We start from the raw sequence: 20,921 nt of genomic DNA, 5'->3' as shown, positions 1-20,921 counted from the left end.
CGATGCGGGCGCGGAAGCTCGGCCGCTGCTCCTTCTCGATGCTGCTCAGATCGCCACCTGCCCCTGCGCCATCACTGCCGACGGTGAGGCGGGCGCGGCACTGCCCTGCTCGAGCGAGATCGCGTAGGCCGCGAAGCTGTCCGCCTCGCCGCCCGATCCTACTGTGCGCGGGCCTTCGCCGGTTCCGGTGACGTCGAAGGTGCCCAGTGCCTGCGGCGCCGCGCCGGCCGGCACGCCCCAGAGCACGTAGGTCGTGCTGTCGGCCTCGTTCGGCGGCATGCCGACGGTGTAGATCTCCCGCTGGCCGTCCGCGACCACGACGGCGGCGACGGTGGTGCCGTCGTCGGTGCTCAGCAGGGCGTGCTGGGTGCCGGGGCGGGCGAGCTCCTGCAGCAGGTCGGTCACGCGCTGCGACTGCGCGGCCTCGGCGTCGCGCTGCTGCTGCAACTGCGCGTTGCGGACGGCGAGGCCTCCGATCGCGACCACCGCGACGAGGGCGAGCGCGGCCGCCACCAACTGCCGGCCGCGCCGCGGGAGCCACCTCGTGGGCGCGGGCCGAGGCTCGGTGCGCTGCGGGACGGCCGCGGGGGCGGGCGGGGGGTCGGGCGGGGGGTCGGCGGCCTGCGGCGGCGGGGAGGCGTGCTCCTGCGGGGTCTCGGCGGCGCGGGCGAGCAGGGTGTCGCGCAGCGCGGGCGGCGGGGCGACCTGGTCCACGGACGCGCCCAGCCCGGTGAGCACCTCCTCGGCGTCGCGGACCGCGGCCCGGCAGGACGGGCAGCCGGGCAGGTGCTGCCGGAACGCCAGCTCCTCGTCGGGCTCGAGCGCGTGCAGCGCCCAGGCCACGGCCTCCTCCTCGCGCGGGCAGGGCCGCTCGGCGTGCCCGTTCATCGGGAACCGCCCGTCATGTCGGCCACGATGTCACCGAGGCGGGGGCCGAGGACGTTGCGCAGGCGCTGGATGCCCGTGAACATCCGCGACTTGACGGTGCCCAGCGGCACGCCGGTCAGGGCGGCGACCTCGCGCTGCGTGTAGCCGGCGTAGTAGGCCAGCGCGAGCGCCTGGCGCTGCTCGGCGGGCAGCCCGCCGAGCGCGTCGCGGACGTGACCGGCGACGACCGCCCCGAGCGCCGCCTGGTCCGCACCGGGGCCCGGCGGCGCGGACCACTCCTCGCCGTCCTCCGCGGCGGGCACCGTGCGCCTGCGGATCGCGCTCTCCTTGCGGACCGCGTCCACGGACTTGTGGTGCACGAGCGTCAGGAGCCACGTGCCGAAGGCGCCGCGGGCGGCGTCGAAGCGCGCCGGGTTGCGCCAGAACGTGAGGAACACCTCCTGCACGACGTCCTCCGCGATGCCGTCGTCCGCGCAGATCCGCCGGGCCAGCGAGTAGGCGGGGCGGCCGTAGCGGTCGTACAGGGCACCCAGCGCCTCCTGGTCCCCTTCGGTGACCCGCCGGACCAGCTGCTCGTCACGAGGATCGCGCGGCCGTGCGCCGGCCGCGGTGCGCCGCTCGGGCGTCCCGTGGGCATCAGCGACGTCGGCCACCAGTTCGGTCCTCACCACGTACTCGTCTTCGCTGTATCGCTGGAGCCGGTTCAATCTAGCGCCCGCAACGTGCTGCACGTCGCACCGGCGGCGACGACCGCAGGTCACCACTGCGCCGTCAGGGTGACCCGGGCCCGCGTCGAGGGGACATCGCCCTTCGACCCGTCACATCTTCCGGGGACGGTCGTTTTCCCGCATGACGGACCACGCGGGACCCAGAAAGAGGACGCACGATGCGCGACGAGCACACGGTCATCTGCTCACCGGCAGTGTTCGAGCTGATCGCTCCGGACGCCCCGGTGGTGCCCGTCAACGTCGAGTTGGCGTACAACACCCGCGATCCGTACGCCGTGCAGGCGTCGTTCCGGACCGGCTCGACCACGGCGGTCGAGTGGGTGTTCGCCCGGGACCTCCTGCACGACGGCCTCATCGGCCCGTCGGGCACCGGCGACGTGCGGGTGCAGCCCGTGCCGGGCAACCCGGGCCGGGTGCAGCTCGAGCTCTCCTCGCCGTCCGGCCACGCCGTGTTCACGACGTGCGCGCAGACGCTCGGGGACTTCCTGCACCGCACCTACCGGGCCGTGCCGGCGGAGAGCGAGTACTCCTGGCTCGACTTCGACGTCGCGCTGTCGGATCTCCTGAACGACCCGGCTCGTGACTGAAACCCCAGGTCAGAGCCCCTGGCAGTAGGAGAGGGGGGGTGGTGTGAACCCCCCTCGGGGCCTACGCTAGAGTTCTCCACATCAAAGCAGCGGAAACGCTGCACATGCGGACGTAGCGCAGCTGGTAGCGCATCACCTTGCCAAGGTGAGGGTCGCGGGTTCGAGTCCCGTCGTCCGCTCGGAGGAACCTCGGGTCCCGTCGGACCTCCACGGATCGAACTCCACGGAACGCTCCGAGGATTTCGGCGGAGTGGCCGAGTGGCTTAGGCAAGGGCCTGCAAAGCCCTGTACGCGGGTTCGATTCCCGCCTCCGCCTCGGGCGATTAGCTCAGTGGGAGAGCGCTTCCTTGACACGGAAGAGGTCACTGGTTCAATCCCAGTATCGCCCACCAGCATGAACGGCCTGGTCAGAGGCTCCGCGAGGAGCTTCCGGCCAGGCCGTTCGTCGTCGTGGCGCCGCGCGGCTCAGCGCCCCGGCACCGGGGCGACCGCGGCCGGTCGGGCGGGCGGCGCTCCGGGCGCTGTCCGCCACCACCGGCGCGAGGCCAGGGCGGCCGCTGCGGCGCCCGCCGCGTTGAGCAGGACGTCGTCCACGGAGGACACCCGGTCCAGCTGCAGGGCGTACTGCGCGGTCTCGACCAGGACCGAGCAGCCCGCGGCGAGCGCCAGGACCCGCGCCACCGATGCCAGTGCCGCGAACCGCAGCGGGGCGAAGAACCCCAGCGCCGCGAACACCAGCAGGTTGCCGACGACCTGGCCCCGGTCCATCGCGAGCAGGTCCGCCAGCGGCACCAGGCTCACCCGACCGGGGACCTCCCCGGCCCGGCTGCCCGGCATCATGGTCATCCACACCCACGGCACCGTCCCGTACACGATGCCGACCTCGGCCAGCGACCTGCGCCACGCCCACGTCGACGCGGTGCCCGTGGCACTCCGACCAGCGGCCAGCGCGCACACCACCAGCACAGCCACCGGCAGCAGGACCACCGTCAGGACGGCCACCCCGGTGAACGTGCCGACCCAGTGGTGCCACCCTCCCCCGATCACGGTGCCTCGCCTTCGCGGGTGCCCATGCCCCCATCCAAGGCAGCCGGGTGTTGCCGGCCCGTATCCGGTTCTCGATATGCCGACGATATGGCCCGGCTCGTAGCATGGCGGCCTTGTGCGCGTGTTGATCGTCGAGGACGAGCCCTACCTGGCCGAGGCCATCCGTGACGGGCTGCGCCTGGAAGCGATCGCGGCCGACGTCGCCGGCGACGGCGACACCGCCCTGGAACTGCTGAGCACGAACGCCTACGACCTCGCCGTCCTCGACCGCGACGTCCCCGGCCCCTCCGGCGACGAGATCGCGATGAGCATCGTCGCCTCCGGCAGCGGCATGCCGATCCTGATGCTCACGGCCGCCGACCGGCTCGACGACAAGGTCTCCGGGTTCGAGCTCGGCGCCGACGACTACCTCACGAAGCCGTTCGAGCTGCGGGAGCTCGTGCTCCGGCTCCGGGCGCTCGACCGCAGACGTGCGCACAACAGGCCGCCCGTGCGGGAGATCGCGGGGCTGCGGTTGGACCCGTTCCGCCGCGAGGTCTACCGCGACGGCCGCTACGTCGCGCTCACCCGCAAGCAGTTCGCCGTGCTCGAGGTCCTCGTCGCCGCCGAGGGCGGCGTCGTGAGCGCCGAGGAACTCCTGGAGCGGGCGTGGGACGAGAACGCCGACCCCTTCACCAACGCGGTGCGCATCACCGTCTCGGCCCTGCGCAAACGCCTCGGCGAACCCGGGATCATCGCCACCGTGGCCGGCGTCGGCTACCGCATCGACACCGAGCGGGTGTGAGGGAGGCGATCGTGGACAGGGAGCCCGGTATGAGCGTTCGCCTCAAGCTGACCCTCAGTTACGCCGGGTTCCTCATGCTCGCGGGTGGCCTGCTGCTCGCCGCGGTGTGGGTGTTCCTGCTCCGGGGCACGCCGTCCAGCTACACCCTCCCCGACCTCGCCAACCTCCCGCTCGTCTTCCAACCGGGCAGCTTCGGCCCAGCCGTCTTCGGCCCGGCGGCGATCGTGGTGATGGCGTTCCTGCTCGTGTTCGGTCTCGTGGGCGGATGGATCCTCGCCGGCCGCATGCTCGCCCCCCTGACCCGCATCACGAACGCCACCCGCACGGCCGCGCACGGTTCGCTCTCCCACCGGATCCGGCTGCCGGGCCGCAGCGACGAGTTCCGCGAGCTCGCCGACGCCTTCGACAGCATGCTCGCGCAGCTCGAAGCACACGTCGCCGAACAGCGGCGATTCGCGGCGAACGCCTCCCACGAGCTGCGCACCCCGCTGGCGATATCGAAGGCACTGCTCGACGTGGCCCGCACCGACCCGGACCGCGACAGCGGTGAGCTCGTCGACCGCCTGCACACCGTCAACACCCGGGCCATCGACCTGACCGAGGCGCTGCTCCTGCTCAGCCGCGCCGACCAGCGGTCCTTCACCCGGCAGCACGTCGACCTGTCCCTCCTCGCGGAGGAAGCCACCGAAACGCTCCTCCCCCTCGCGGAGGAGCGCGGCGTCACCGTCGAGACCTTCGGTGACCCCGCCCCCACCACCGGCTCGCACGCGCTCCTGCTGCAGCTGACGACGAACCTCGTGCACAACGCGATCGTCCACAACACGCCGGGGCGGGGCGCCGTGTGGGTCCACACCGGCGTGCGCCCCGCGGGGGTGGTGCTCACCGTCGAGAACACCGGCGAGACGCTCCGGCCGGAGCTGGTCCCCACGCTCGTCGAGCCGTTCCAGCGCGGCGGCGAACGCGTCCGCACCGACCACGCGGGCGTCGGCCTCGGCCTCGCGATCGTCACCAGCATCACCCGAGCGCACGACGGGACCCTCACGCTCACCCCCCGCGCCGGCGGCGGGCTCCGCGTCACGGTGGCGCTCCCCGCCGCGCCACCGCACCGCAGCGGATGACGAGCGGGCCGTCCGGGGTCGCTCACACCGCGTCGAGCACCGCCGTGACCAGCGTCCGGGCCGTCTCGAAGTCCATGCTCAGCACGTTCTTCGTGACGGCGACGGCGACGCGCCGGTCGGGGTCGGCGCCCGCCCAGCTGCCTCCGGCACCGGCCATCCCGAACACCCGGGAAGCGCCGTCCTCGTCGAAGGGAAGGCCGAGCCCGAAGCCGAGGCCCCAGCGGCTCGGGTTGCCGTAGACCTGGTCCGGGCCCGACGACGACTCCGTGTACGCGGCGGGCAGCCGCTCCGGCGACACCACCGTGCCGTCGAGCCAGCCCGCGTACATGCGGGCGAGCGCCCGCGCCGTGACCTTCGCACCCGCCGGGATGTCCGCGCCGAGCACGCGGGGGTCGCGGCCGAGCGCGGCGGTGGGCATGAGCTCCATCGGTGCGGCCCGGAGCATGGGCTCGGGCATCTGCCAGCCCCCCGCGCCCGCCGGCACCGGCGCGTCCTCCGGGACGGCCAGGTCACGGGTCTCCTCGGGACGCATCCCGAACCGGATCTCGCCGGGGAGGCCGAGGTCCGCGGTCAGCTCGTCGAGCAGGTCGGACAGCTCACGGCCGCTCGCGCGCCGGGCGATCTCGCCGTTGAGATAGCCGAAGGTGTAGGCGTGGTAACCGACCGCGGTGCCCGGTTCCCACCAGGGCTTCGCCTCCTCGAGCGCGGCGACCATCGCGGGCCACGAGCAGACGTCGTCGACCGTCACGCCGGGCGGCAGCCCGGGCACGCCCGCGCTGTGGTCGAGGGCCTGCCGCACCGTGACGGCGCCCTTGCCGTGCTTCGCGAAGCCGGGCCAGATCTCGGCGACGCGGGTGTCGTAGGTCAGCGCGCCGTCGTCCACCAGCCGGTGCACCAACGTCGCCGTGGCGCCCTTGCCGATCGACCAGTTGTAGAAGAGGGTGTCGGGCCGCACCGCCCGCCCGGTCGCCGGATCGGCGATGCCCAATGCGACGTCGACGGCCAACCGCCCGTCGACGTACGCGGCCACCTGCAGGCCCCGTTCCGCTCCCGACGCCACCAGTTCCGCGGCCCGCCCGGCCACGATCTCCTGCACATCGCCCATCTGCACGCACTCCTTCGTCCCGGTCGGTCGAGGATGGGACTCCGGCCCCGCCACGAACTCATCGGCGGGGTGTTCCGCGGGACGTGCGTCAGTACTGGTTGACCCGCTCGTCCTCGCGCAGGGCGGCGTCGATCACGGAGGCGGGCGTCGTCGTGCCCGACTGGCTGCGGGCGATCTGCCCCGCCGTCGGCACCGTGCCCGCGGCGGGCCACGTGGCGGGTCGCCACAGCGCGGACCGGGCGAAGGCCTTGGCGCAGTGCAGGAACAGCTCCTCCACTCCTACCTCGACCGCGAGCTGCGGCGCCACGCCCTGCACGGCCAGCCGCGGCAGGTAGGGGGCGTCGGCGACGATGCGCGCGGTGCCGTTCACGCGCAGCGTCTCCCCCGTCCCCGGCACCAGGAACAGCATGCCGACGCGCGGCTGCCGCAGGATGTTGCGCAAGCTGTCGAGCCGCCGGTTGCCCTTGCGGTCGCCGAAGGCGAGCGTGCGGTCGTCGAGGACGAGGACGCTGCCAGGGGTGTCGCCGCGCGGCGACACGTCGCAGGAGCCGTCGTCGGCCGCGGTGGCCAGCAGGAAGAACGGGCTGGCCTCGATGAAGCGCCGCGACTCGGCGTCGACGTGGTCGATGGCCTTGTCCGCGATGGTGTGGTGCGGCGCCTCGACGAACTCCCGCAGCTCGTCCTCGCTGTGCAGGACCCTCGTCATGGTTCTCCTTCGCGGACGGCGTCGACGGCCGGGACCGACCTCCGAGGTAAGGCAGACCTTAGTCAGTCGCCCGGCGGATGTCGGGGGCCGGAGCTACCGTCGCCCGTGACGCGAGGTTCCCCGCAGGAGGCGCGCATGACGGACGAGTGGCGGTTGCCGGAGACCTACCGCAGCAGCGCGGGCACCGTCCGCTGGCACCGCCTCGGTCCTCCCGGCGCGCCCCCGGTCGTCCTGCTGCACGGAACGCCGTTCTCGTCCTACGTGTGGCGCGGTGTGGCGCAGGCCCTCGCCCGGCGTCACCGCGTGCACGTCTGGGACATGCCCGGCTACGGGGCGTCGGAGAAACGCGAGGGGCAGGACGTGTCGCTGGCCGTGGAACGCGACGTCTTCGTCGAGCTGCTCGGCGAGTGGGGCCTCGCCGAGCCCGTGGTGATCGCCCACGACTCCGGCGGGGCCGTCGCGCTCGGCGCCCACCTGTTGCGCGGTGCGCGGTACCGGAAGCTGGCCCTGGTCGACGCCGTCTCCCTGCCACCGTGGGGGAGCGCCTTCTCGCAGCTGGTCGGCGAGCACGCGGATGTGTTCGCCCGCCTCCCACCCGGCGCGCACGCGGCCCTGCTGCGCGAGTACGTCGGCTCGGCCAGCAGCCCGGGGCTGCACCCGGCCACCCTCGACGCGCTCGTGGCCCCCTGGATCGCGGACGGCGGGCAGCAGGCCTTCTACCGACAGCTCACTGCGCGGCTGGGCGACCGGAGCTACACCGACGCGATGCAGGAGCGGTACTGCACGGTCGACATGCCGGTCATGGTGTGCTGGGGCGCGGAGGACACGTGGGTCCCCGTGGAGCGGGGGCGGGAGCTGGCCGCTCGCGTCCCCGGGGCGCAGCTGCGGATCATCCCGGGCGCCGGTCACCTCGTCCAGGAGGACCGGCCCGCCGAGCTCACCGCGGCGCTGGTCGAGTTCCTGCACGACGTGGGCTGATCATCGGCGCCGCGGCCCCGGCCGGTCAGGCGGGGGTCGCCTTCTCCCCCGTCGGCGTGACGGCGAACCAGCGGCCCTCCGCGCCGTGCTGACCGGTGGTGGCCAGCAGCCCGTCGTCGTCGCGGTGGCGGTAGAGCGGCCAGCCCGCGAGCGTGAGCTGGGTGGCGCCGTCGGGGCGCTGCACCCGGCCGATCAGCTCGTCGTCCACACCGGCGAGGTCGAGCTCCTGGTCCGGTTCGACGGTCACCGGGATCCAGGTCTCGGCGCACGCCCCGGTGCAGGTCGAGGTGGACGGCTCGGCGCTGTCGGCGTCGGAGCGGTACAGCAGGTGGCCCGCGCCGTCGGTGACGACGGTGCCGAGCGGGCCGGTCTGCACCGCCCACAGGGACGCGCCGCCGGAGCCGTGGGCACCGTGCCCACCGCCGTGGCCCTCGTGCTGCGCCTGCGCGGGCGGGGCGGGCTCCTGCGCCGCCTGGTCGGGCGCGCTGCAGCCGGCGAGCAGTGCGACCAGGAGCACCGGCCCGCACAGGGCGCGGCGCAGGACGGGATGCGAAGCGGGTGTCACGGGCCCCGATACTCCTCCCCGGACGCCGCGTGCGGACGCCGGGGTCGCTACCTCCGGACGTGCACGCCGAGGCCGGAGCCGCCGGGGACCACCTCGGGTCGCAGGACCAGATCGTCGTCGTAGTCGCCGCCGTCCTGGGGGCGGAACGGGATCGGCGCGGCGGTCGCCAGCGTGCGCAGGCGCTCCGTGAGCCGTTCGGACGCCGCCGCGCACCCGTCGTCGCTCATGCGGTCCGCGCCCGATACGACGAACGGCGGCAGCACGTCCATGCCCGTGTAGAAGAGCGTGCCGTGCAGGAGCGGGAACAGCAGCTGCTCGATGTCGCCGTTGACGCCGCGGGGGCCGATGCTGGGCTCGGGCGCGCCGGCCGTCACCACGGCGAGCGCGCGTGTGCCGCGCAGCAGCCCGTCGCCGTAGCGGCGGGTGCGGCGGGTCCCGGGGTCGCGCACGCCGTAGGCGAAGCCCTTGACGAACACGCGGTCGAACCAGCCCTTGAGGATCGCCGGCATCCCGTACCACCACAGCGGGAACTGCAGCACCACCGCATCTGCCCAGCGCAGCTCGTCCTGCTGGGTGCGGATGTCGGGGCTGAGCGAGCCGCCGCAGTGGGCGCGCTCGGACGCGTCCCCGACGATGAGCCGCTCCCCCTCCGCCGCCGCGAAGTCGGCGCGGTCGACGACCGGGTTCCAGCGCATCGCGTACAGGTCGGTCGTGCGCACCTCGTGGCCGAGCTCCCGCAGGACCCGTGCGCCGTCGGCGCGCAGCGTTCCGCTCAGGGAGCGCGGCTCGGGATGGGCGAAGACCCACAAGACGTTCATGTCGACCATCGTCGGCGCCGGCGCCCGCACCGACCAGTGGCAGCAATGCCGCACTCCGTCAAGATACCGCCACGCGGAACAGAACGACAATCATTGTCGTTAACCGAGGCATGCGACCGAACATCCACCCCGCCTACGGGCCCGTCGTCTACCAGGACCGCGCTACCGGCCAGTCCTTCCTCACCCGCTCCACCGCGACGTCGGCGGAGACGGTCACCTGGGAGGACGGCAACGACTACCCGGTGATCCGCGTCGACATCACCGCGTACTCCCACCCGTTCTGGACGGGCGCGCAGCGCGTCCTCGACTCGGCGGGCCAGGTCGAGAAGTTCCGCCGCCGCTACGGCGGGCGCGGGCGCGCGTGATCACGCGGCCTCGGGGTCGGGCAGGACCTGGCGCGGGAGCAGGTCGGTGACCCGCGTGCCGTTGCGCTCGTCGCGGGGCCGCCACTCGCGCGGGTAGCCCAGCGACACCTCCACGTGCCGCACGCCGTCCTCCCACGTCACCCGCGGGATGTGCAGGTGCCCGTAGACGACGGCGGCGGCGCGGTAGCGGACCGGCCAGTCCGCCGTCCGCGTCGAGCCGCACCAGAGGGCGAACTCGGGGTAGCGCAGCACGCGGGTGGGGTGGCGGGTGAGCGGCCAGTGGTTGACCAGCACCGTGGGCAGGTCGGGGTCGCAGGCGTCGAGCCTGCGCTCCGACTCCGCGATGCGCGCCGCGCACCACGCCGCCCGGTCCGGGTAGGGGTCGGGGTGCAGCAGGTGCTCGTCGGTGCACACGACGCCTGCGGCGTACGCGGCGGCCAGCCCCTCCGCGGACGTCGTCGTCCCCTCCGGCAGGAACGAGTAGTCGTAGAGCGCGAAGAGCGGCGCCACGGTCACGGGACCGCCAGGGCCCTCCCACACCGGGAACGGGTCCTCGGGGGTGAGGACGTCCCGCTCGCGGCAGGCCTGCACCAGGGCCCGGTAGCGCTGCTCGCCGCGCAGCGGCACCGGGTCCTTGCCGCGCGTCCACAGCTCGTGGTTGCCCGGCACCCAGAGCACCCGCGCGAAGCGCTCCCGCAGCAGCCCCAGCGCCCACTCGACGTCGGCCACCTGTTCCGCGACGTCGCCCGCGACGATCAGCCAGTCCCCGTCGCTCGTCGGGTGCAGGGCCTCCACGACCGCGCGGTTGTCGGGGTAGCGCACGTGCAGGTCGCTGACGGCGAGCAGCCGCGGGTCGGTCACCCCACAGTCGTACCCGACGGACGGCGAGGGTGGCCAGGATCGAGTTACCGCCGGTAACGTCGCGCGCAGGGGCACGAGGGAGGCGCAATGGGAACGGCTGTGGTCGACGAGGTCCGGCGGACGATCCGGTGGGGGCTGCGGCACGGGCTCGTCCGCCGCGCCGTCGGGAAGCGCATGCAGGCCGGTGACCTCACCGCCCAGCTCATGCTCGACCCCGCGACGATCGCCGACCCGTTCCCGCACTACGCGACGGTCCGCGCGCAGGGCCGTCTGATCGACAACACGGTCGTGCTCAACACGGCCCACCACGACCTCGCCGTGGCGATCCTGCGCAGCTCCGACTTCGGGGTCGTCGGCGGGCCGTCCGGGCGCGCGCCCGCCGCGTTGCGCTACGCGGTGCGCGCCGGCGGCCGCGGCCCGCTCGGCCCGGTGGAACCGCCGTCCATGCTGGCCACCGACCCGCCCGACCACACCCGCTACCGCAAGCTCGTCACGCGCGCGTTCAGCGCGCGGGCGGTGGCGGCGCTGCGGTCGCGCACCGAGGAGATCGCCGCCGACCTCCTAGACACCATGGCCGGCAACGGCGCGGGCGCGGACGTCATCGGCGACTACGCGAGCCTGCTGCCCGCCACCGTCATCGCCGAGATGCTCGGCGCGCCGGTGGAGATGCGGCGACAGTTCCTGGAGTGGGGCGAGGGCGCGGCGCTGTCGCTGGACGCCGGCCTGACGTTCTCGCAGTTCCGCCGCTCCGAGCGCGACATCGCGGCGCTGCAGGAGTGGATGACCGGCCACTTCGCGCACCTGCGCCGCCACCCGGGGGACAACATCCTCTCCGCGCTCGTGCACCAGCACGACGACGAGGGGCGCCTGTCCGAGGACGAGCTGACCAGCATCGCGATGCTGCTGCTCGCCGCCGGCTTCGAGACCACGGTCAACCTCATCGGCAACGGTGTCGCCCAGCTCTGCGCCCATCCCGACCAGCTCGCGCTGCTGCGCGAGGAGCCGGCGCGCTGGCCCCGCGCCGTCGACGAGATCCTCCGCGTCGACTCCCCCGTGCAGCGCACCGGGCGCATCGCGCAGCGTGACACGGAGGTGGCGGGCGAGCGCGTGCGGCGGGGGCAGGTCGTCGTCGTGCTGATCGGTGGTGCCAACCGCGATCCCGCCGTCTTCGCCGACCCCGACCGCTTCGACGTCACGCGCGAGAACGCCGGTGAGCACCTCGCCTTCTCCAGCGGGCCGCACTTCTGCCTGGGCGCCGGCCTGGCCCGGATGGAGGGAGAGGTCGGCCTGCGGGCGCTGTTCGACCGCTTCCCCGACCTGACGCCCGCCGGCCCGCCCCGGCGCCGCCCCACGCGCGTGCTGCGCGGCTACCACGCCATGCCCGTGCGCCTCTCCCCCGCCGCGGTGGGCGCCTAGCGCCCGGGGCGAGCAATTCGGCGGATGGCGGCCGGCGGGTGTGGCAGCAGGCCGCACACTCAGCGCCTCCAGCGCGATCACCGTGTGCGGCCGGAGGACGTGTCCTGGCCGGGGCGGGGTGCGTTCCGCGGAACGCGACCGGGGACGGGTCAGGCCGCGCGTCAGGCGGCGGTCCGGGTCGGGCGCGGGAGCAGGCGTCCAGGATCGGCTCGGGGTCGAGGCGCTCGCCGAACCAGCTCGGAGTGGGACCGCCACGCCGGCAAGATCACGGCCTACGGCCGGAGTATCAGGAACGGACCCGGTCCGCGGGCGCGGTCCAGCCGGTGGAGCGGATCCACTCGGCCAGGTCCCAGGTGGTCGGCTCGATCGCCCGCACCGCTGCGAGGTCGGACGGGTATTCGGACCCCTTGGCGAACTGGCGGAACATCGCCTTGTCGAGGTCGTTGCCGAGGACGCTCAGTGGCAGGGCCTCGTAGCGTGACGGTAGCCCGGCGCGCGCGCCGAACGCGGCGGCGATCTGGGGGCCCGTCGGCTCGTCGCCGACGACCTCGATGGCTCCGCCGGGCACGTCCGCGGTGCCGAGCAGGATCGCGGCGGCGACCTGGCCGATGTCCTTGATCGAGATCATCTTCAGGGCGACGTCGTCCGGCAGCGGCAGCCTCAGCACGATCGTTCCGTCCTCCAGGCTCGGCGCCATCACGGTCGCGAGGTTCTCCATGAAGGCGGTCGCGCGAACCATCGTGGTCCTCAGGCCGGAAAGCTTCAGGTATTCCTCGATCCGGTGCTTCGAGTCGTGGTGCGGCACGCCCGTTTCACGATCCGCTCCGAAGACCGAGTTGAACACGACGTGTGGCACGCGCGCCGCGCCCGCCGCATCGACGAGGGCGGTGCCGACTCGGACCTCCTCCTCGACCTCCTCGAGGCTGTTCGCCTCCGGGGTCATGAAGTAGAACGCATCGACCGCCTCCAGCGCGGCGACCAGTGACGCCGGGTCGTCGATCCGGACGGTCGCCAGCTCGACGCCTCGGGCGGCCAGCGCCCGCGCCCGATCGGACTCGGGGGTGCGGACGAGGGCCCGCACCCGCGCTCCTCGGGCCAGCAGCGCGTCGACGACCGCCCCGCCCTGCTGCCCCGTCGCACCGAAGACCGCGATCGCACCGTTCTCCCGCGTGACCATGTCGCCACCTCTCGTTAGTTCACGCCCATGAACCTCAACTAGTTCACGCCGTGAACCAGACGAGTTCATGCCGTGAACTTACGCCAGGCATGGGGGTGTCGAGGAGACTGCGCGGTAGGTCAGGACGAGGTGGACGCCGGGACGCCGGACGCGTCCACGATGGCGGTGGCGAGGCGTTCGAGGTCGCGCTGGCCGTCGGCGTCGAGGTTCCCGGCGACATCGGGCAGGCGCTTGACGGTCTCGGCGAACACCGCCTCGGCGAGCACCTTCCCCGCGGGCGTCACGCCGAGCATGATGACCCGCCGGTCCTGCTCTGAACTCGCCCGGCCGACCAGGCCGCGCCGCTCGGTGCGGTCGACGAGTTGACTCAGCGCGTTCTTGGTCATGCCGAGCGCGGCGGCGAAGTACGCCATCTGCCGCGGCTCGTCCTTGACCGCGCACAGCAGCGTGGCCTGTGAGGGCGTCAGGTCGTACTCGGCGCAGATCTGCGCGTACCTGCGCTGGATCAGGACCGAGAGCCAGAAGAGCTTGTCGCCGTAGTTCACGCCCGCCGCCCCTCGTCTGGTGCCTAACACGAAGTCTACCGACGCCGACCGGCTTGCCCGACCGTCCAACCGACAGTGAGATCCGCCTTGCCTTGCCTGGCCTGGAGCGCCGCGACCCCTCCGCGAAGTCCTCGGCGCCTGGCGAATCCGGCCGGACTCGACGAGCACCAGGTCCGCCGCCGGACCTCCTGGCGGTGTCGGCCGGTGTTCGCCCACCCTCTGCTCGCCGTGATCGCCGCCCACGACGATGCCACACGACCGACCCCGGCCGGTTGATCGCGTTGACCTGAAACGAAGTTCAACGGCTGCTCATCAGCCTGAGTCCTGGCACCCGCCCGCATCGTGGCCTGCCCCGAGGCCTGGTCGATCTGGCGCCGATGCCACCAACACCGAGCCCGCACCAGCCACTACCGACGCCAAGAAGCAACACTTCACTCGCTATCACGATCTACGGCTGGAGTACTGGCTAGCTGCCGAGGGCCGCGAGGGCCGCCTCCGCCTGGCGCTGCACCGCCGCGAGGCGGGACGCGCCGGCGTCGGAGTCGTCCGCGCCCATGACGCCGCCCGCGTAGCGGCTGTAGACGCCGGCGCCGATGCAGGCCATGCGCCAGCGGGCGAAGGCGACGTAGACGTCGAGGTCGGCCACCAACCTCGGGTGGTCGCGACCGGTGCGCTCGGCGTAGCGGGCCACCAGCTCGTCGCGGTCGACGTAGCCGGGGGCGAGGCTCGGGGCCGAGACCGTGGCCGGGACGGGGTCGCCGGGCCGCCCCCAGGACGCGATCAGCCAGCCCAGGTCGGCGAGCGGGTCGCCGATCGCGGCGAGCTCCCAGTCGAAGACGGCGCGCACCCGCCCGTCCGGGCCGACGGCGAGGTTGCCCAGGCGGTAGTCGCCGTGCGCGATGCGCGACTCCGGCGGCGCGAGCGCGGCCGATCGCCGCACCAGCGCCGCGTGGGCCGCGTCCACCGCGGACAGGTCGGGCACGGCCGACTCGTGCACCTGCCGGTGCCAGCGGCGCAGCTGGCGTTCGAGGTAGTTGCCGGGCCGGCGCAGGTCCCCGAGGCCGACGGCGTCGGGGTCGACGGCGTGCAGGTCGGCGAGGACGTCCACGGCGTGCAGGCCCGCGGTGCGGCGCGCCGGTCCGTCGGGCAGCCGGTGACCGGCCTCCTCGTCGTTCAGCACGTCGCCGTCCACGAACTCCATGAGGTAGAACTCGGCGCCGATCACGTCCGGGTCGGCGCAGTACGCCACCGGCGGCGCCACGGGCACCGGCGTGGGCGCGAGCGCGCTGATGAATCGCCACTCCCGGCTCATGTCGTGCGCGGTGGCCAGCACCATCCCGGTGGGTGGCCGGCGCAGCGCCCACCGGCCGCCCGCCGCGTCGGTGATGCGGTAGGTCAGGTTGGAGTGGCCACCGGAGATCCGCTCGACCAGCACCGGCTCGTCCCCCACCGGTACCTGCGGTGCCGCGCGGCGCAGCCAGTCGGTCAGGGGGCGGGGCGGAACGGCGTCGGTCATCCCCCCATCAAAGCCGACGCGCACCCGCCAGCGGGAGGACCAAGGTCGACAGCAGGTGTTCCAGCTCGGCGTCCGGATCCGCGGTGAGGCCGGTGTGCACCGGGCCTGCCTGGACGATCGTGCTGCGCGGTGCGGTGAGCCTGCGGAAGCGGCGTCCCCGGTCCTCGGCGCCCGCCGGACCGGCGTGGCGGGCGTCGGTGCGCTCGTCCGCGCAGTGCGCCTGCACGGCCTGCAGCGCGGCGCCGATCAGGTCGGCGTCGGCGCCGGGGTCGAGCGCGTGCAGGCGCTGCACGTCGAGGTGCACGCGCGCGCCGAGGTAGTCGACGGGCCGGCTGTAGAGGACGACGCCCGCGTTGAACGCCTCGCCCCGCTCGATCCGCGGGACGACGCGCAGCAGCGCGTACTCGAACGGCTGCCGCGCCGTCACGTCCGCACCCAGAACGGCCGGCCGGGGCCGCGGGTGGCCGGAGGGCCACCCACCGCCGTCCGCTCCGCCGCCGCGGCGCGCACCCCGGGCAGCCAGGCGTCCCGGGCGTCGCGGCGGGCGAGCAACTGCGTGCCGAACGCCGCGCGCACCTCGTCGGGGTCGTCGAAGCCGGGCTCGTCGGCGAGCCACGCGTCGGGCACCGCGGCGGCCGCGGCCCGCACCGCCTCCGGCGTGACCAGCGGGGCGAGGGCGGCGTCGGCCGCGTCGAGGTCGGGCGCGCAGCCGAGCAGGACGTGGTCGGCCGCGTCGTAGGGGCGCTCGACCCACGCCTGCGCGCCGGACCAGGCGTGCTGGAACGTCAGCGTGGCGCCGTGGTCGATCAGGTAGGGCGCGCCCTGCCAGAACAGCATGTTCGTGTTGCGCCACGACCGGTCGACGTTGCCCACGAGCGCATCGAACCAGAGCACGCGTCCGGCGAACTCCGGGTCGACGCCGAACGCCACCGGGTCGAGGTCGAGGGCGCCGGGCAGGAAGTCCATCCCGAGGTTGAGCCCGGGGCTGGCCTTCAGCAGCTCCTGCACCTCCTGGTCGGGTTCCGCGGCACCGAGCGCCGGGTCGAGCTCGACCGTCACCAGCTCGGGCACCGGCAGACCCAGCCCGCGGGCGAGCTCGCCGGTGACGATCTCCGCGACGAGCACCTTGCGCCCCTGCCCCGCACCGATGAACTTGACGACGTAGGTGCCGAGGTCGTCGGCCTCCATCAGCCCCGGCAACGAGCCGCCCTCGCGCAGCGGCGTGACGTACCGGGTGGCCGTGACGTGGCGCAGCATGAGCACCTCCTCCGACCGACGATGCTGCGACATCCTCGCATCGCGCACCGAGGCCGTTCCGATCACGTCACACGGATGTGACCGGCAGGTCCTAGGTTCCGCGCATGACCGACAGTCCCACGAAGCCGGCCCGCAGCGCCGTCGACGAGGTGCCCCCGCCCGGCCGGTTGCTCGTGCTGGGCATGCAGCACGTGCTCGTGATGTACGCCGGCTGCGTGGCGGTGCCGCTGATCGTCGGCAGCGCGCTCGGGCTCGACACCCGCACGATCGGCCTGCTGGTGAACGCCGACCTCGTCGTGGCCGGGATCATCACCCTGCTGCAGACCCTCGGCGTCGGGAAGATCCTCGGCGTGCGGCTGCCGGTGGTCACCGGCGCCACGTTCGCCGCCGTCACGCCGATGATCCTGATCGGGCAGAACTTCGGCCTTCCCGGCGTCTACGGGTCGATGATCGCGTCCGGGATCTTCGGCGTCCTGATCGCGGTGCCGTTCTCCTCGATCATCCGGTTCTTCCCGCCGGTCGTGACGGGCAGCGTGATCACGATCATCGGGCTGTCGCTGATCTCGGCCGCGGCCGGGCTCATCGCCGGCCAGGACCCCACCGCGCCCGACTACGGCGACCTCACCGGCCTCGCGCTGGCGGGCGGCATCGTGGTGCTGATCGTGCTGATCACCCGGTTCGTGCGCGGGTTCGTCGGCCAGATCGCGGTGCTCACCGGCCTCCTGGTCGGCGCGCTCGTCGCGATCCCGCTGGGCCTCACCGACTTCTCGGGCGTCGCGAGCGCGCCGTGGTTCGGCATGGCCGCGCCGTTCCTGTTCGGCCCGCCCGAGTTCCCCGTGGCCGGGGTCGTCTCGATGTGCGTGGTGATGCTCGTGATCTTCGCCGAGTCGACCGCCGACATGCTCGCCGTCGGCGAGATGACCGGCGAGGACCTGCCGCCGAAGCGGATCGCGCGCGGACTGGCCGCGGACGGCCTGTCCGGGGTGCTCGGCGGCGTGCTCAACTCGTTCCCCGACACGATCTTCGCCCAGAACGTCGGGCTGGTGCAGCTCACCGGCGTCCGCAGCCGCTACGTCCCCGCGGTGGCAGGTGCCGCGCTGCTGGTGCTGGGACTGGTGCCGAAGTTCGGCGAGGTGGTGGCCTCGCTGCCGGGACCGGTGGTCGGCGGCGCGGGCCTGGTGATGTTCGCGACGGTGACGGCCGTGGGCATCCGCACGCTGCACAAGGTGCACTTCGAGGGCAGCGACAACCTGATGATCGTGGCGATCTCGCTCGGCGTCGGGATGCTGCCGGTGGTGGCCCCGTCCTTCTACGCACAGGTGCCGGGCAACCTGCAGATCGTGATCGGCTCGTCGATCACGTCGTGCGCGATCGTCGCGTTCGCGCTGAACCTGCTGTTCCACCACGTGCCGTGGGGCCGCCCCCACGGGACGACCCCACCCGGCGAGGACGGTGGTTCAGCGGCGCCCACCCAGGAGGTGCGATGACGAGAAGTGCGTCGTCGCCGGCGAGAGCGCGGGCGACGGGTGCGGCGTGTGCGGCGCGGTGATCCGCTCCATGTCCCGGCGGTGCTGGGCCTGGCGGCCGCGGATGTAGTGGTCGACGCTGTAGCGCCCGGGCCCTGCCGCGGCGATGGCGATCATGCCCGCACCGATCACGCCGACGAGCTCCCACCCGCCGTTGGAGATGAAGATCCCGTTGGCGCCGTGCACGAACACCGCGGCGCCGACCATGATGAAGAGCTGCAGCCCGCACATGATCGGGGTGAGGGCGCCGAGGATCAGCAGCACGCTGCCGGCGAACTCGACCACCGTGACGAACGAGGCCGACACGATCGCGAGCGGGATGCTGAGGTTCTCGAACCCCTCGGTGGTGCGGCCGATGCCGTTGATCACCATCTTCTGGTAGCCGTGGGCGAACATCACCACGCCGAGGAGGACGCGCGCGAACAGCAGCGCCCAGTCACGCGCGGGCATGGGGAGCGGTCGGTTCATCGGGCTGACCTCCGGAACGGTGTGTGATCGAACTGCCTCGTGGAGTGACAGCAGTTAACCCGACGGAGGCGGTCGATCACGTCCGGTCAGCGGAGCCTCGCGACGGCCGAACGGTTGCACGCGACGAGCTGTGCTGTGAAAACGAGGCGAACGTGCAACTGCACGTACTCGCCCAGTAGCCCCGCGTGATGAACCGCTCATCGTGATCAAGCTGTGACCACACGTGGTCACCCGGTGCCGCTACCAGGCCGCGAGCGACCCGTCCGCGTGGCGCCACAACGGCGTGCGCCAGGCGTGCCCGCGCTCGGCGGCCCGCCGGACGGCCGCCTCGTCCACCTCGATGCCCAGGCCGGGAGCGGTGGGCCGCGCGATGGAACCGTCGACGAACGTGAACGGGGCGGGGTCGACGAGGTAGCCGAGCAGGCCCCCGACGTCGGCGCTGTCGTCGCCGTAGCCGATGCCGAGCGACTGCTCCTGGATCAGGAAGTTCGGGGTCGCGAAGTCGACCTGCAGGCTCGCGGCGAGCGCGATCGGGCCCAGCGGGCAGTGCGGGGCGAGCAGGACGTCGTGGACCTCGGCCATCGCGGCGATGCGGCGGGTCTCGGAGATGCCGCCCGCGTGGCTCACGTCCGGCTGGGCGACGGCGATGCCCGCCTCGAAGGCGGCCCGGAAGTCCCACCGGGAGAAGAGGCGCTCCCCGGTGGCGACCGGGATCGTCGTGGAGCGGACCACGGCGTCCAGGTCGCGGGTGTGCTCGGGCAGCACCGGTTCCTCGACGAACAGCGGCAGCAGCGGCTCCAGCAGCGGCAGCACGCGGCGCGACATCGCGGTGGAGAACCGCCCGTGGCAGTCGATCGCGACGTCGACCTGCGGGCCGACGGCGTCGCGCACCGCCGCGACGCGGTCGACGACGCGCTGGACGGCGGCCGGGGTGTCCAGCGGGGCGAGCAGCTCCGAGGGGTTCATCTTCACGGCGGTGAGGCCGCGCTCCACCTGCGCCCGCGCGGCGTCGGCCAGCTCGGCGGGCTCGCTGCCGTGCACCCAGCCGTACACCCGGACGCGGTCGCGCACCGGGCCACCGAGCAGCTGGTGCACCGGCACGCCGAGGGCGTGGCCCGCGATGTCCCACAGCGCCTGGTCGATGCCTGCGGTGACCGAGCCGAGCACCGGGCCACCGCGGTAGAACCCGGCCTTGGTGAGGACCTGCCAGTGGTCCTCGATGCGGCTCGCGTCCTGGCCGACGAGGTACTCCATCGCCTCCTCGACGCCGCGCGCGGTGGTGGCCGCCCGGCCCTCGACGATCGGCTCGCCCCAGCCGCTGACGCCCTCGTCGGTGTCGAGGCGCAGGAACAGCCACCGCGGCTCGACGAGGAACAGCTCGTACCCGACGATCTTCACCGGCTCCCGCCCTGCGGGAGGACGAGCACCTTGCTGGCCGGGTCCGTGCCCTTGGCGAGCGCCTCGAAGGCGCCGGGACCACCGGCGAGGTCGGTGCGACCCTCGATGAGCGCGTCGAGGGCGTCGGGTGCGGTGGCGGCCCACTGCGCGGTGTCGCGGAACTCGGCGGCGCTGTAGCAGAAGCTGCCGACGACCGAACGCTCCTTCGTCGAGATCTCGTACGCGGCGAGCTCCAGGGTGGGCGCGCCCATCCCGACCAGCACCACGGTGGCCCCGATCGGCGCGGTGGCGAAGGCCGTGGCGAGGGTGCGCGCGCTGCCGACGGCGTCGACCACGAGCGTGGGGTCCCCGTCCAGCGCGGTACGCACGGCGGCGGGGACGTCGTCGGCGCCTGCCGGGTCGATCGTGGCGGCACCGAGCCGCGCGTTGAGCTCCCGGCGCTGCGGCGCGGGCTCGGACACGGCCACCCGCTCGGCGCCCATGCGCTGCGCGGCCAGCACGCAGGCCTGCCCGATCGGCCCGCCGCCGAGCACGAGGACCGCGTCGCCCGCACCGCACCCGCCGCGCACCAGCGCGTGGTAGCCGACGGCGAGCGGCTCGACGAGCGCGCCGTGCTCGACGGGCATCCCGTCCGGCAGGCGCACCGCGTTGCGCGCGGGCACCGCCATCCGCTCGGCGAAGGCGGAGGTGAGCGCAGGCGTCACGCCGACGACCTGCTTGTCCGGGCACGCCTGCTCGCGCCCGGCCGCGCACTGGCGGCACCGGCCGCACCACAGCACCGGGTTGACGGTGACGGCGTCACCCACCGCGATCCCGTCGCCGGCCTCGGCGCCCACGGAGAGCACCCGCCCGACCGTCTCGTGGCCCATCACCTGCCCGCGGATGCGCCGCCCGTTCTCACCGGTGTAGCCGTGGATGTCGGAGCCGCAGATCCCGGTGGCCAGCACCTCGATCAGGACGTCGCCGGGGCCGGGCTGCGGCTCGGGCACGTCGTCGACGGTCAGCTTCCAGAAGTCCGAGAGCACCAGCGCACGCATGTGCACAACCTAGTGATGTCCACGGGAGCCT

Annotated in this window: 23 protein-coding genes and 3 tRNA genes; 10 read left to right on the top strand and 16 right to left on the bottom strand. The window is 73.5% G+C overall.

The genetic code is table 11. The features are described 5' to 3' along the window. Positions 1–45 precede the first annotated feature (45 nt). On the bottom strand, positions 46–888 hold the full coding sequence (locus tag FB558_RS17380; protein ID WP_142054770.1) for an anti-sigma factor: 843 nt from the start codon (positions 886–888) through the stop codon (positions 46–48). Next, complete coding sequence (locus FB558_RS17375; protein ID WP_342787383.1) at positions 885–1,556, bottom strand: RNA polymerase sigma factor; 672 nt, start codon at positions 1,554–1,556, stop codon at positions 885–887. The genes FB558_RS17380 and FB558_RS17375 overlap by 4 nt, the downstream gene beginning before the upstream one ends. A gap of 218 nt (positions 1,557–1,774) precedes the next feature. Here FB558_RS17375 and FB558_RS17370 point away from each other — a divergent pair, with 218 nt between their 5' ends. The 4 genes from FB558_RS17370 to FB558_RS17355 all read left to right on the top strand — a co-directional run bounded on the left by FB558_RS17370 (position 1,775) and on the right by FB558_RS17355 (position 2,595). After that, positions 1,775–2,203, top strand: coding sequence for an SsgA family sporulation/cell division regulator (locus FB558_RS17370; RefSeq protein ID WP_142054768.1), 429 nt, complete (start codon positions 1,775–1,777; stop codon positions 2,201–2,203). A gap of 106 nt (positions 2,204–2,309) precedes the next feature. Further along, a tRNA-Gly gene (locus FB558_RS17365) sits at positions 2,310–2,382 on the top strand. 65 nt (positions 2,383–2,447) lie between these two features. After that, positions 2,448–2,519: transfer RNA gene (locus FB558_RS17360), tRNA-Cys, on the top strand. Position 2,520: 1 nt separating this feature from the next. After that, positions 2,521–2,595: transfer RNA gene (locus FB558_RS17355), tRNA-Val, on the top strand. 73 nt (positions 2,596–2,668) lie between these two features. Here FB558_RS17355 and FB558_RS17350 read toward each other — a convergent pair. Next, positions 2,669–3,250, bottom strand: coding sequence for a VanZ family protein (locus FB558_RS17350; RefSeq protein ID WP_246106580.1), 582 nt, complete (start codon positions 3,248–3,250; stop codon positions 2,669–2,671). A 115-nt stretch (positions 3,251–3,365) separates the two neighbouring features. Between FB558_RS17350 and FB558_RS17345 the strand changes: the two genes are divergently transcribed. Both FB558_RS17345 and FB558_RS17340 read left to right on the top strand, forming a co-directional pair. Then, positions 3,366–4,034 (top strand): response regulator transcription factor, encoded by a 669-nt coding sequence (locus tag FB558_RS17345; RefSeq protein ID WP_142054766.1) that lies wholly within the window; start codon positions 3,366–3,368, stop codon positions 4,032–4,034. 29 nt (positions 4,035–4,063) lie between these two features. Beyond that, entirely contained in the window at positions 4,064–5,152 is a 1,089-nt protein-coding gene (locus FB558_RS17340) for a sensor histidine kinase (protein ID WP_281288638.1), read from the top strand. A 22-nt stretch (positions 5,153–5,174) separates the two neighbouring features. Here FB558_RS17340 and FB558_RS17335 read toward each other — a convergent pair whose 3' ends face one another. Next, positions 5,175–6,257 carry a serine hydrolase domain-containing protein gene (locus tag FB558_RS17335; protein WP_142054762.1) on the bottom strand — a complete coding sequence of 361 codons (1,083 nt, stop codon included), beginning with the start codon at positions 6,255–6,257 and terminating at the stop codon, positions 5,175–5,177. Positions 6,258–6,345: 88 nt separating this feature from the next. Beyond that, on the bottom strand, positions 6,346–6,963 hold the full coding sequence (locus FB558_RS17330; protein ID WP_142054760.1) for an MSMEG_1061 family FMN-dependent PPOX-type flavoprotein: 618 nt from the start codon (positions 6,961–6,963) through the stop codon (positions 6,346–6,348). 135 nt (positions 6,964–7,098) lie between these two features. Here FB558_RS17330 and FB558_RS17325 point away from each other — a divergent pair, with 135 nt between their 5' ends. Continuing rightward, positions 7,099–7,941, top strand: coding sequence for an alpha/beta fold hydrolase (locus FB558_RS17325; RefSeq protein ID WP_142054758.1), 843 nt, complete (start codon positions 7,099–7,101; stop codon positions 7,939–7,941). Positions 7,942–7,966: 25 nt separating this feature from the next. Here FB558_RS17325 and FB558_RS17320 read toward each other — a convergent pair whose 3' ends face one another. Together FB558_RS17320 and FB558_RS17315 are read right to left on the bottom strand one after the other, a co-directional pair. Next, positions 7,967–8,506 carry a hypothetical protein gene (locus FB558_RS17320; RefSeq protein WP_142054756.1) on the bottom strand — a complete coding sequence of 180 codons (540 nt, stop codon included), beginning with the start codon at positions 8,504–8,506 and terminating at the stop codon, positions 7,967–7,969. 47 nt (positions 8,507–8,553) lie between these two features. Continuing rightward, a complete protein-coding gene (locus FB558_RS17315; protein WP_142054754.1) occupies positions 8,554–9,324 on the bottom strand; it encodes an NAD(P)H-dependent oxidoreductase in 771 nt (256 codons plus the stop codon). Between the two features lie 110 nt (positions 9,325–9,434). On the opposite strand from FB558_RS17315, the gene FB558_RS17310 reads away from it, so the two are divergent. Beyond that, entirely contained in the window at positions 9,435–9,689 is a 255-nt protein-coding gene (locus tag FB558_RS17310) for a type B 50S ribosomal protein L31 (RefSeq protein ID WP_142054752.1), read from the top strand. Here the strand turns inward: FB558_RS17310 and FB558_RS17305 are convergent, their stop codons facing one another. Then, a complete protein-coding gene (locus FB558_RS17305) occupies positions 9,690–10,550 on the bottom strand; it encodes a metallophosphoesterase family protein (protein WP_142054750.1) in 861 nt (286 codons plus the stop codon). It abuts the gene before it with no gap. A gap of 87 nt (positions 10,551–10,637) precedes the next feature. On the opposite strand from FB558_RS17305, the gene FB558_RS17300 reads away from it, so the two are divergent. Continuing rightward, entirely contained in the window at positions 10,638–11,966 is a 1,329-nt protein-coding gene (locus FB558_RS17300; protein WP_142054749.1) for a cytochrome P450, read from the top strand. A 286-nt stretch (positions 11,967–12,252) separates the two neighbouring features. On the opposite strand, the gene FB558_RS17295 is transcribed toward FB558_RS17300, so the two are convergent. The 5 genes from FB558_RS17295 to FB558_RS17275 form a co-directional block, all read right to left on the bottom strand. Then, positions 12,253–13,212 carry an NmrA/HSCARG family protein gene (locus FB558_RS17295; RefSeq protein ID WP_246106579.1) on the bottom strand — a complete coding sequence of 320 codons (960 nt, stop codon included), beginning with the start codon at positions 13,210–13,212 and terminating at the stop codon, positions 12,253–12,255. 50 nt (positions 13,213–13,262) lie between these two features. Beyond that, a complete protein-coding gene (locus tag FB558_RS17290; protein ID WP_142054745.1) occupies positions 13,263–13,688 on the bottom strand; it encodes a MarR family winged helix-turn-helix transcriptional regulator in 426 nt (141 codons plus the stop codon). A gap of 466 nt (positions 13,689–14,154) precedes the next feature. Then, positions 14,155–15,204: a phosphotransferase family protein gene (locus FB558_RS17285; protein ID WP_142054743.1), complete on the bottom strand. Its 1,050-nt coding sequence runs from the start codon at positions 15,202–15,204 to the stop codon at positions 14,155–14,157. 7 nt (positions 15,205–15,211) lie between these two features. Continuing rightward, the gene (locus FB558_RS17280; protein WP_211366650.1) at positions 15,212–15,631 is read right to left on the bottom strand and encodes a DUF3037 domain-containing protein; all 420 of its coding nucleotides are present in this window, start codon (positions 15,629–15,631) and stop codon (positions 15,212–15,214) included. Then, on the bottom strand, positions 15,628–16,461 hold the full coding sequence (locus FB558_RS17275) for a HipA family kinase (RefSeq protein WP_246106578.1): 834 nt from the start codon (positions 16,459–16,461) through the stop codon (positions 15,628–15,630). The genes FB558_RS17280 and FB558_RS17275 overlap by 4 nt, the downstream gene beginning before the upstream one ends. A gap of 104 nt (positions 16,462–16,565) precedes the next feature. On the opposite strand from FB558_RS17275, the gene FB558_RS17270 reads away from it, so the two are divergent. Continuing rightward, the gene (locus FB558_RS17270) at positions 16,566–17,948 is read left to right on the top strand and encodes a nucleobase:cation symporter-2 family protein (protein ID WP_142054741.1); all 1,383 of its coding nucleotides are present in this window, start codon (positions 16,566–16,568) and stop codon (positions 17,946–17,948) included. Here FB558_RS17270 and FB558_RS17265 read toward each other — a convergent pair. The 3 genes from FB558_RS17265 to FB558_RS17255 all read right to left on the bottom strand — a co-directional run bounded on the left by FB558_RS17265 (position 17,919) and on the right by FB558_RS17255 (position 20,890). Beyond that, positions 17,919–18,455, bottom strand: a complete 537-nt coding sequence (locus FB558_RS17265) for a DoxX family protein (protein WP_211366649.1) — start codon at positions 18,453–18,455, stop codon at positions 17,919–17,921. The genes FB558_RS17270 and FB558_RS17265 overlap by 30 nt on opposite strands. A 240-nt stretch (positions 18,456–18,695) precedes the next feature. Continuing rightward, positions 18,696–19,853, bottom strand: a complete 1,158-nt coding sequence (gene dgoD, locus FB558_RS17260) for a galactonate dehydratase (protein ID WP_142054739.1) — start codon at positions 19,851–19,853, stop codon at positions 18,696–18,698. Further along, the gene (locus tag FB558_RS17255) at positions 19,850–20,890 is read right to left on the bottom strand and encodes a zinc-dependent alcohol dehydrogenase (protein ID WP_142054737.1); all 1,041 of its coding nucleotides are present in this window, start codon (positions 20,888–20,890) and stop codon (positions 19,850–19,852) included. The genes dgoD and FB558_RS17255 overlap by 4 nt, the downstream gene beginning before the upstream one ends. Between the last annotated feature and the right edge of the window lie 31 nt (positions 20,891–20,921).

Origin of the sequence: Pseudonocardia kunmingensis (assembly GCF_006716445.1) — a bacterium.
Classification (GTDB): domain Bacteria; phylum Actinomycetota; class Actinomycetes; order Mycobacteriales; family Pseudonocardiaceae; genus Pseudonocardia; species Pseudonocardia kunmingensis.
The sequence above is the reverse complement of the archived record's forward strand: the minus strand, read 5'-3'. Positions and strand labels throughout refer to the sequence as shown.

What these genes read in the sequence shown, in the direction of transcription:
- FB558_RS17380 (WP_142054770.1), bottom strand. Translation starts at nt 888, where the DNA reads ATGAACGGGCACGCCGAGCGGCCCTGCCCGCGCGAGGAGGAGGCCGTG.
- FB558_RS17370 (WP_142054768.1), top strand. Translation starts at nt 1,775, where the DNA reads ATGCGCGACGAGCACACGGTCATCTGCTCACCGGCAGTGTTCGAGCTG.
- FB558_RS17340 (WP_281288638.1), top strand. Translation starts at nt 4,064, where the DNA reads ATGAGCGTTCGCCTCAAGCTGACCCTCAGTTACGCCGGGTTCCTCATG.
- FB558_RS17335 (WP_142054762.1), bottom strand. Translation starts at nt 6,257, where the DNA reads ATGGGCGATGTGCAGGAGATCGTGGCCGGGCGGGCCGCGGAACTGGTG.
- FB558_RS17330 (WP_142054760.1), bottom strand. Translation starts at nt 6,963, where the DNA reads ATGACGAGGGTCCTGCACAGCGAGGACGAGCTGCGGGAGTTCGTCGAG.
- FB558_RS17325 (WP_142054758.1), top strand. Translation starts at nt 7,099, where the DNA reads ATGACGGACGAGTGGCGGTTGCCGGAGACCTACCGCAGCAGCGCGGGC.
- FB558_RS17315 (WP_142054754.1), bottom strand. Translation starts at nt 9,324, where the DNA reads ATGAACGTCTTGTGGGTCTTCGCCCATCCCGAGCCGCGCTCCCTGAGC.
- FB558_RS17310 (WP_142054752.1), top strand. Translation starts at nt 9,435, where the DNA reads ATGCGACCGAACATCCACCCCGCCTACGGGCCCGTCGTCTACCAGGAC.
- FB558_RS17300 (WP_142054749.1), top strand. Translation starts at nt 10,638, where the DNA reads ATGGGAACGGCTGTGGTCGACGAGGTCCGGCGGACGATCCGGTGGGGG.
- FB558_RS17295 (WP_246106579.1), bottom strand. Translation starts at nt 13,212, where the DNA reads ATGAACTCGTCTGGTTCACGGCGTGAACTAGTTGAGGTTCATGGGCGT.
- FB558_RS17285 (WP_142054743.1), bottom strand. Translation starts at nt 15,204, where the DNA reads ATGACCGACGCCGTTCCGCCCCGCCCCCTGACCGACTGGCTGCGCCGC.
- FB558_RS17275 (WP_246106578.1), bottom strand. Translation starts at nt 16,461, where the DNA reads ATGCTGCGCCACGTCACGGCCACCCGGTACGTCACGCCGCTGCGCGAG.
- FB558_RS17270 (WP_142054741.1), top strand. Translation starts at nt 16,566, where the DNA reads ATGACCGACAGTCCCACGAAGCCGGCCCGCAGCGCCGTCGACGAGGTG.
- FB558_RS17265 (WP_211366649.1), bottom strand. Translation starts at nt 18,455, where the DNA reads ATGAACCGACCGCTCCCCATGCCCGCGCGTGACTGGGCGCTGCTGTTC.
- FB558_RS17255 (WP_142054737.1), bottom strand. Translation starts at nt 20,890, where the DNA reads ATGCGTGCGCTGGTGCTCTCGGACTTCTGGAAGCTGACCGTCGACGAC.